General features: G+C 71.1%; 7 protein-coding genes. 4 read left to right on the top strand and 3 right to left on the bottom strand.

Annotated features, from left to right (window positions below; translation table 11 throughout):
- Positions 1-72 precede the first annotated feature (72 nt).
- Both IEZ12_RS13645 and IEZ12_RS13640 read left to right on the top strand, forming a co-directional pair.
- Complete coding sequence (locus IEZ12_RS13645) at positions 73-423, top strand: hypothetical protein (protein ID WP_189272283.1); 351 nt, start codon at positions 73-75, stop codon at positions 421-423.
- A gap of 380 nt (positions 424-803) precedes the next feature.
- On the top strand, positions 804-2009 hold the full coding sequence (locus IEZ12_RS13640) for a serine hydrolase domain-containing protein (protein WP_229847506.1): 1206 nt from the start codon (positions 804-806) through the stop codon (positions 2007-2009).
- A gap of 72 nt (positions 2010-2081) precedes the next feature.
- Here IEZ12_RS13640 and IEZ12_RS13635 read toward each other — a convergent pair whose 3' ends face one another.
- Together IEZ12_RS13635 and IEZ12_RS13630 are read right to left on the bottom strand one after the other, a co-directional pair.
- Positions 2082-2657 (bottom strand): TetR/AcrR family transcriptional regulator, encoded by a 576-nt coding sequence (locus IEZ12_RS13635; protein ID WP_189272281.1) that lies wholly within the window; start codon positions 2655-2657, stop codon positions 2082-2084.
- Between the two features lie 4 nt (positions 2658-2661).
- Positions 2662-3357 (bottom strand): type 1 glutamine amidotransferase domain-containing protein, encoded by a 696-nt coding sequence (locus IEZ12_RS13630; RefSeq protein ID WP_189272280.1) that lies wholly within the window; start codon positions 3355-3357, stop codon positions 2662-2664.
- Positions 3358-3527: 170 nt separating this feature from the next.
- On the opposite strand from IEZ12_RS13630, the gene IEZ12_RS13625 reads away from it, so the two are divergent.
- Positions 3528-4478, top strand: a complete 951-nt coding sequence (locus IEZ12_RS13625) for a LysR family transcriptional regulator (RefSeq protein WP_189272279.1) — start codon at positions 3528-3530, stop codon at positions 4476-4478.
- Between the two features lie 109 nt (positions 4479-4587).
- Here the strand turns inward: IEZ12_RS13625 and IEZ12_RS13620 are convergent, their stop codons facing one another.
- Positions 4588-7707 (bottom strand): ATP-binding protein, encoded by a 3120-nt coding sequence (locus tag IEZ12_RS13620; RefSeq protein ID WP_229847505.1) that lies wholly within the window; start codon positions 7705-7707, stop codon positions 4588-4590.
- Here IEZ12_RS13620 and IEZ12_RS38340 point away from each other — a divergent pair.
- The coding region (locus IEZ12_RS38340) for a hypothetical protein (protein ID WP_229847504.1) at positions 7690-7892 on the top strand (203 nt) is incomplete at its 3' end. The two genes, IEZ12_RS13620 and IEZ12_RS38340, sit on opposite strands and share 18 nt — an antisense overlap.

Genomic DNA, 7892 nt, shown 5'->3' with positions numbered 1-7892 from the left:
TGGCATCGCTCACGGTTCGAATGGTACCGTCTCCATATCGTTCACAGCTCGAATGATTCAGGGGGAGATGGAATGACCGCTCTGCTGGTGGCCAACGCGCTGGTGGCGCTGCTCAGCGCCGGATCCGGGGTGGTCGGAGCGATCCGTCCGGGGCTGGTGCTGGCCGCGAACGAACCGATCACCGCCGGGACGTACCTCTACGCCCGGGCCTACGCGGCCCGCGCCGTCCCGCTCGGAGTCCTCGCCGCGCTGGTACTGGCGGTCGGTCCGCGCGCTGCGGCCTGGCCGGTGCTGCTGGTGGCCGGGCTGGCGCAGGTGGGCGACACCGCGATCGGCGTCCGCAGGCGAAACACCGGCATGACGATCGGCGCAGGCACCACCGCCGTCCTGCACCTCGCCACCGCCTGCTGGCTGGCCCGGTGAGCGGCATCGACCCCCTCGACATCCCGGTCTTCCGCCGCCGAACCGGCCGCCCTCGGCGCCGCTGCCGCCCTCGCCGGCCCAGTGCGTGCACTGCCGGGGGCTGGTGGGGAACCCCCGACCCCCAGTAGGGGGTGGCCCATCCCTGAGGGGGAGCGGTCCATCGTCCGAAGGTAGGCCCAGGGTCGGGCTCGGCCTGGACCGTGGGCTGACGACCCGGGCCGCCGTCGCCTGTCAGCATGTCAGTTGCCGTACATCACAGGGGTGTTGGGCTTTCACCCATCGGCATGGACGCGGGAAGGTGGACGGACATGGCGGAACACAGGGGCGGAACGGGTCCGGTCGGTCGCGGGAGCACGGGGCGCCGGCGCGGGCGCCCGGCCGTGCGCCTGCTGGCGCTCGCGCTGGCGGGCGCAGGCCTGGTGGGGGTGACGGCCCCGGCGGCCGACGCCCTCGGCACAAAGGGACCGGCCGCAGTGGTGACGGTGACCGCTGCCCAGGACCCGGCGCAGGACACCGCCGGCCGGGGACCGCGCAAGGGCGTCGACCCCAAGGCCCTGGACGCCGCGATGCAGGCCATCGTCGACTCCGGTGGCGCCTCGGCCTCGCTCGCCCGGGTCGGCGAGTACGGCCGCACCCTGTGGAAGGGCGCCGCGGGCACCGCCGACTACGCGACCGGCGCCCCCGCCTCGGCGACCGGCCGGTTCCGGATCGGCAGCGTGACCAAGACCTTCGTCTCCACCGTCGTCCTCCAGCTGGTCGCCGAGGGGCGGCTGGGCCTGGACGACCCGGTGGAGCGGCTGCTGCCGGGCGCGGTGCCGAACGGCGCGAACATCACCCTGCGTCAACTGCTCAACCACACCAGCGGGCTGTTCGACTACACCGAGGACCAGGCCTTCGACCCCACGGCGCCCGACTCCCTCGAACGATGGCTGGAGTCCGGCCGCTACACCCGCTGGACACCGCAGCAGCTGATCGCCCTGGCCAACAACCACCCGGCGTACTTCCCGCCCGGCCAGGGCTACCACTACTCCAACACCGACTACGTCCTGGCCGGACAGATCATCGAACGGACCACCGGCCGCAGCTGGCAGCGGGAGGTGGAGCGCCGGATCATCCGCCCGCTCGGCCTGACCGGCACGTCCATGCCCGACCACGAGACGGCCGTCCCCGGCCCGCACGCGCACGGCTACTTCGACCTGCCCACCGGCCGCGTGGACGTCACCGACCTGGACCCGAGCATGGCGGGCGCGGCCGGCGCCGGGATCTCCACCACCGCCGACCTCAACACTTTCCTCACCGCCCTGCTCGGCGGACGGCTGCTGCCCAGGCCGCAGCTCGCCGAGATGATGACGGCCACCCCGCAGAGCCAGGGCAGGTACGGCCTGGGCCTGGAGCGGACCACCACCGACTGCGGTGAGTTCTGGGGCCACACGGGCGGCATCCCGGGCTTCAGCACCTTCCTGTACACCAGCACCGACCTGCGCCGTCAGCTCGCCGTCTCGATGAACGGCAACGGCCTCTCGACCCCGCTGCCCACCCGGCAGGCCTTCGAGAAGCTGATCGACGCCGCCACCTGCACCGACTGACCCCGCCCGGCCGGCAGATCCGCCCCGGAGCGCCGGTTCCCGGAGGGCACTCCGGGGTGGATCGCCCAGACGTCAGCTGCCCGTGGTCCTGGTGGGGTCGGGTGCGCCCAGCAGTCCGGCCACGAGGGCATCGGATCCCAGGGGCAGCAGGCGGTGCGCGTCCGTCGCGTTCTCCAGGCCGACCACGAGCGAGATGCAGATGTCCGCGGCCTCGGCGGGCCCGACCCCTTCTGCGGTGCCCGCCTCGGCGAAGAGTCCGGTGAGCAGGTGGCGCAGCTCGGCGGTGAAGTCGGAGCAGATCCCGCCGAAGAGGCGGGCCTTGTCGTCGAGGAGTTCGGCCGTGTGCGGCGAGTCCTCGGACAGGGCGAGGACGAGTTCGAGCTTGGCGGCGAGCACGCCCCGGACGCGGGCGGCGTACGGAACCGCGCTGTCGGCCGCTGCCCGGCGGGCCCGCACGAGCGCCTGCTCGTGCAGGCGCCCGGCGAGCCGCCGGAAGGCGTCGTCCTTGCTGCGCACGTACTGGTAGACCGCGGACCGGGACACGCCCATGGTGGTGGCGATGTCGTCCATCGTGGTGCGCCGCACGCCGTACCTGGTCAGGCAGTCGTACGTGGCGTCGAGGACCTCGTCGAGCCGGTCGGTGCCCATCGGGTCAGGCCAGCTTCTTGAGCAGTTCGACGGCCAGCGGGGCGGAGGAGGCCGGGTTCTGGCCGGTGACCAGGTTGCGGTCGACCACCACGTTCGGCGCCCACGGCTCGCCGGCCCGGACGTTCACGCCGGCCTCGGTGAGGCGGTCCTGGAGCAGCCACTTCGCCTTGTCGGCAAAGCCGGCCTGGGTCTCCTCGGCGTTGGTGAAGGCGGCGACGTCGTAGCCGGTGAAGGCGTTGGTGCCGTCGGCCTTGACGGCCGCCAGCAGCGCGGCCGGGGCGTGGCAGACCACGCCGAGCGGCTTGCCGGACTCCAGGGCGAGGGTGAGGAGGCGGCCGGAGTCGGCGTTGACCGCGAGGTCCTCCATGGGGCCGTGGCCGCCGGGGTAGAAGACGGCCGCGTAGTCGTCGAGGTTGACGTCTCCGACCTTGATCGGAGACTGCAGCTCGCTGAAGCCGGCCAGGGCGTCGGCGATGCGGTCGGCGTTCTCCTGCCCGCCGTTGGCCTCGGGGGCGAGGCTGCCCTTGTCGACGGTGGGAACGACACCGCCGGGCGTGGCGACCACGATCTCGTGACCGGCCGCTTTGAAGGCCTGGTAGGGAGCGACGGCCTCCTCGGCCCAGAAGCCGGTGGGGTGCTCGGTGCCGTCGGCCAGCGTCCAGTGGTCGGCGCCGGTGACGACGAACAGGATCTTCGACATGAGGTGGTTCTCCGAGGGTGCGGATCCCGTACGGGCCGTAGGGATCGGGGACGGTGGGTCGCCGCCGCTGACGTTTCCGAAGGACTGACACTCAGTGCCCAGTTCGTCAGTGCGGCGATGTCCTCGAAGGTAGGACCCCTACCCCATCGGAATCCAATAGGCTCGTGCATGTGAGAGATAGGGATCCCAATGGACCGCCGGGAATACCGTCGCCGCAAGGCAGCGGCCTTCGCGATCTGAATCTGCTGCGCACGTTCCTCGCGGTGTACCGAGCCGGCGCCTTCACCGCGGGCGCCCGCGTGCTGGGCCTGTCACAACCGACAGTGACGACGCAGATCCGCTCGCTGGAGAACCAGCTGGGCCGGGAGCTGTTCGAGCGGCTGTCCCGCGGCGTCGCCCCGACCCCGTTCGCCGACGAGCTGGCCGCGCGGGTCATGGAGCCGTTGGACGCCCTCGGCCCGGTCAGCGGCGGCGCTCTCTTCGGCGAGAGCGACGCGGAGCCCGTGCACCTGGCGGGGCCTGCCGAGTACCTCACGCACTGCGTCATGCCTACGCTCGCCCCGCTCGTCGACAAGGGCGTGCGCCTGCGCGTCGCATTCGGCCTCACCGACGACTTGCTCGACGGACTGCGCGCGGGCCGGCACGACCTGGTGGTGGCCACCCTGCGCCCACGCGGCCGCGCGCTCGCCTCCGTGCCGCTCGCCGACGAGGAATTCGTCCTGGTCGCCGCACCTTCATGGGCCGAACGGATCGGATCACGCCTTGCCACCGAGGGGCCCGCGGCCCTGCATGGAGTGCCGCTCGTCTCGTACGCCGAGGACCTGCCGGTCGTCCGCCGCTACTGGCGCCACGTGTTCGACAGGCGCCTGACCTGCCGGCCGACCGTCACGGTCCCCGACCTGGGAGCAGTCAAGGCGGCGGTTGTCGGCGGCGCCGGGTTCAGTGTGCTGCCCCGCTACCTGTGCGCGGACGATCTGGCCTCGGGCGCCCTGGCCCTCCTCAACGACCCGGACGACCCACCGATCAACACGGGCTTCCTGGTCCAGCGCCCGGGATCGTCCACGAACCCCCATGTCACGCTGGTCCGCGACCACCTGCTGCGCTCCGCCCGCGAGGCCTGAGGGTCGCCGCAGCCGATCACGATCCCGGCTCACCCGCGGGTGAGGCCCTGCCATGTCCAGCGCACGGATTCGGCTCCCGACCGCAGGGTGATCACATGAGTTCCCAGCGTCATGAGACGGACTGGTCGCTCTCGGCGGACCTGTGATTGCGGCTGGCCATCGTCCCCCAGAACCGGTCGAGTGCTCTCACGGGGATGCCGACCCAGGTCGGGGTGGTACGTCTTATCGCAGGATGGGGCCAGCGCGAGCGGGTGTGCAGGAGTGCCTGCTGTTGTCGGCAGAACGGCTCCTCGATCTCGGTCTGAGTCTTTCCCGCTTTCGGTGGATAGGGGCAGAGCCGGAAGCGGCACTCGTACAGGCAGGTGGATCCTGGCTGGTCCGATTCGGCCCGACCGACGCTGCGCTCGGGATGGAGCCGGGTGCGGTCGTGGGTGAGGCACGGCGGAAGGGTGTCCGGGGCGGCCCTGACCAGGCGTTCCTCCAGGTCGTCCGGCGAGGCGGTGTTGCGCTCGGTGAGGTTCAGCATGATCAGCATGTCCGCGACGAGCTGCTGGGCCCGAGGGTGGAGGATGCTCCAGCCGACCGAGGGAGCAATCCAGAGGTTGTGCTTGCGGTACCGGTCGGGACCGGCCGGGCGGGAGCCGACGCTGTCAATGGCGCCGTTCTCGTCGATCCAGAGGAACCGCTCAGGTCGCCCGGCCTCCAGGGCGAGGGCGACCAGGTCGCCGGCTTCGGCGACGAAGGGGTGCAGGGGCCGCTTGGAGTCGACTCTGCCGCTACTCGCGACTGCCGACCGGGCGTGCGCGCTGCCCGCCATGGAGAGCCAGCGGGCCACCGCCTGGACAGGGTCGTCGGTGCCGCCGTGGCCGGCGGGCGCCGTACCGTTCGTGGCGATGTGGCCCCGGCCGTGCCTCGCCCGCCCTGCGGTCGCCCTCGGCCAGGCGGGCCCGGTGCCGTCGGGGAGTTCCCACAGGCACAGGGCGTGCAGGAGGCTGACCTGCGCGTGCCAGTACCGGCTGCACGTGAGCATCTTCTCTGCCTGCCGGACGAGGTGGGGACGGGTCTCGTCACAGGAGTTGGGATGCCGTCTCCTGCGGTTGGCGGCGTACTTGAAGCCCTGCGCGAGAGCGATCTCCAGGGAGAGCGGGAGGTCCGGCTCTCGGCGGGGAGTGGTGAGCGGTGCGATCGACGATGCAGCGGAGGTGGCGGGGTCCGGCGAGGGTGTGGAGGCGGCGGAACCGGGAGACGGCGCCTCGGCAGCCGGAAGGGGTTTCCCGAGGGAGGCGGCGGGGTCGAGGTGCCGCAACCAGATGTCGAGCCGGTCCTTGGCCTCCTCGCGATACGTCTCGCTGACCGAACCCACGAACATCGGGACCAACCACGCACGCATCACGAACTCCCGCCACAGCTCGGCCCGGTCCTGCAAGTAGCCGTCGACGATCTCCTGCAGTTCGGGCGGTTGCTCCTTGGACGGGCGGCCGCTTTCGGCCACGCCCACGATCCCGGTGACGTCGCCCACGGTGCTCCGGAACCTCTCGTCCTCGTCCCTCTTGGACTTGTTCACCTTCTCCAGGTACTGCTGCACGGGGTCACGCAACTCACGGAAGTGCTCCCGCAGGACGCGATAGGCGTCGTCACCCCCTGCGGCGATCTCCTGGGCGGTGGCCAGGCGAACCGGGCGAGACGGCTCCCGTCGGCCGATCAGGGCGAAGCTCTCGTACGCGTAGGACGGGGTCAGTCGGTCGGTGCCTGTGATGCGGTCGATTCCCTGGAGCTCGCTCTTCCAGACGGGGCCTTTCGACGCGACGGCCGGCTCTCCGCGGCGAGGGGTGGCGCCGGGCGTGCACCGGTCCCGGTGCTGATCGACTTCGCGCAGCGCGGCGCCGAAGCGCCGGACGAGACCGAGTTTCGCCTCCTCGACGGTGCGCTGGTCGTCCTTGATCTGCTGGTTCACCTCCGGCCACCGGTTCGCGAGACTCACAGCGATGGCGGGTTGCACCGACCCGGGTCCCACACTGTCGATCTCCAGTGCGGCGGCGTAGAGGTCGAAGAACTTGGCGTCGTGCCGGCCTTTCGCGGCGGCGCAAAGCACCTCGGCGAGTGTCCAGGAATCATGGCGCTCCTGACTGGGGAAGTCGTCGACGCTGTCGGTCACTGCGAGGTGGCGCAGGGGCTCCGAGGGCCCAGGGGCGGTGGGTCCCTGCCCGTGGCGGGACAGGAGCACCAGAGCGATCAGCAGTTCCCGGGACGGTCCGGGGGGCTGGACTGCCTGCTCGACAAGGGCCTGGATCTCGTTTTGGTCGTCGATGGTGCTCAGCAGGTGGAAGCCCAGGTACGCCTGGAGGATGCTGTGCGGAAATCGCACCTTGTTCTCATGACTGGTGACCAGACCGAGTTGCTGCCCATTACGGGCGAACCGCGCGAGCTCGGTGCGGAGTTCGTTCGGACTGTAGCGGTCGCCGAGCCAGTTCTCCTGCCCGCCGAAGCGTGCCGTGAGCGCCTCCCAGATCGCGCTGCGCTGCTGCACCGAGACGGTCAGCCGGACCGCATCGGACTGCGGTTCCTCAGGCTTGGCGGCGCCCGGGCGAGTCTCCTCGTACGCGGTCACGAGGTCGTCGAAGGTCACCTCTAGGCTGTCCTGGATCAGTCCCAGACAGGCGAGGGCCGCCATGATCTGGATCGTCTTCTGCCGCTCGCGACGGTCCAGTACCAGATCCCCGTACAGGCGGCCCTCCTCCAACGCCGTCCGGTAGGTGTCCAAGAGCCCCAGCCGCAGGGCGGCGGCGTCCTGGGTCCGGGTGTCCAGCCGGTCCGGCTGCTCGCGCAGCGCCAAATGCTCCAGGAGGCCCACCTCCCGCAGCCGACGGGCGATCTGCAGGTAGAACGGCGAGTCGGTCACGCCGGCAGTTTCGACGATCCAGTCCAAGCGGCGTTCGTCCACCTCCTCGGCGTCCCCGAGCACGTAGTCCAGGGCCGCCTCCTCGCTGAGCGGTTCCAGTACCGCGATCGCGGCCGGGGAGCTTTCCAACGGGGCGTGCGGGCGCGAGGCCACCACCAACGGCAGGCCGTCGCGGTTCGCTCGATCGATCGCGCGGCGAATGAGGTTGTCGCGGTCGTCCCGATGCGCATCGTCGAGCAGGGCCTCCTCCAGCCCGTCGGCGATGACGACCACCTTGTCGTCGAGACGCAGCTGCCTCCAGGTCCGATCCAGTTGACCGCTGAACAGCACGCCCTGGCCCGCCTCCCGCAGGAAGCAACTCCGGCCGAGGGCCTCGAAGTCCAACTCGCCGTCCACGGTCGCGTCACGGAGTCGGACAGGCACCGGGACGGCCCCGTGCTCCGCCAGCATCCTGGTGAGCTCGACCAGGACAGCCGTCTTCCCGACCCCCACCCCGCCGATCAGCACATACGGCC

Source organism: Kitasatospora griseola, from assembly GCF_014648555.1.
Classification (GTDB): domain Bacteria; phylum Actinomycetota; class Actinomycetes; order Streptomycetales; family Streptomycetaceae; genus Kitasatospora; species Kitasatospora griseola.
Note: the sequence above shows the minus strand (reverse complement) of the source record. Positions and strands in the feature narration are given on the sequence as shown.

What these genes read in the sequence shown, in the direction of transcription:
- IEZ12_RS13645 (WP_189272283.1), top strand. Translation starts at nt 73, where the DNA reads ATGACCGCTCTGCTGGTGGCCAACGCGCTGGTGGCGCTGCTCAGCGCC.
- IEZ12_RS13635 (WP_189272281.1), bottom strand. Translation starts at nt 2,657, where the DNA reads ATGGGCACCGACCGGCTCGACGAGGTCCTCGACGCCACGTACGACTGC.
- IEZ12_RS13630 (WP_189272280.1), bottom strand. Translation starts at nt 3,357, where the DNA reads ATGTCGAAGATCCTGTTCGTCGTCACCGGCGCCGACCACTGGACGCTG.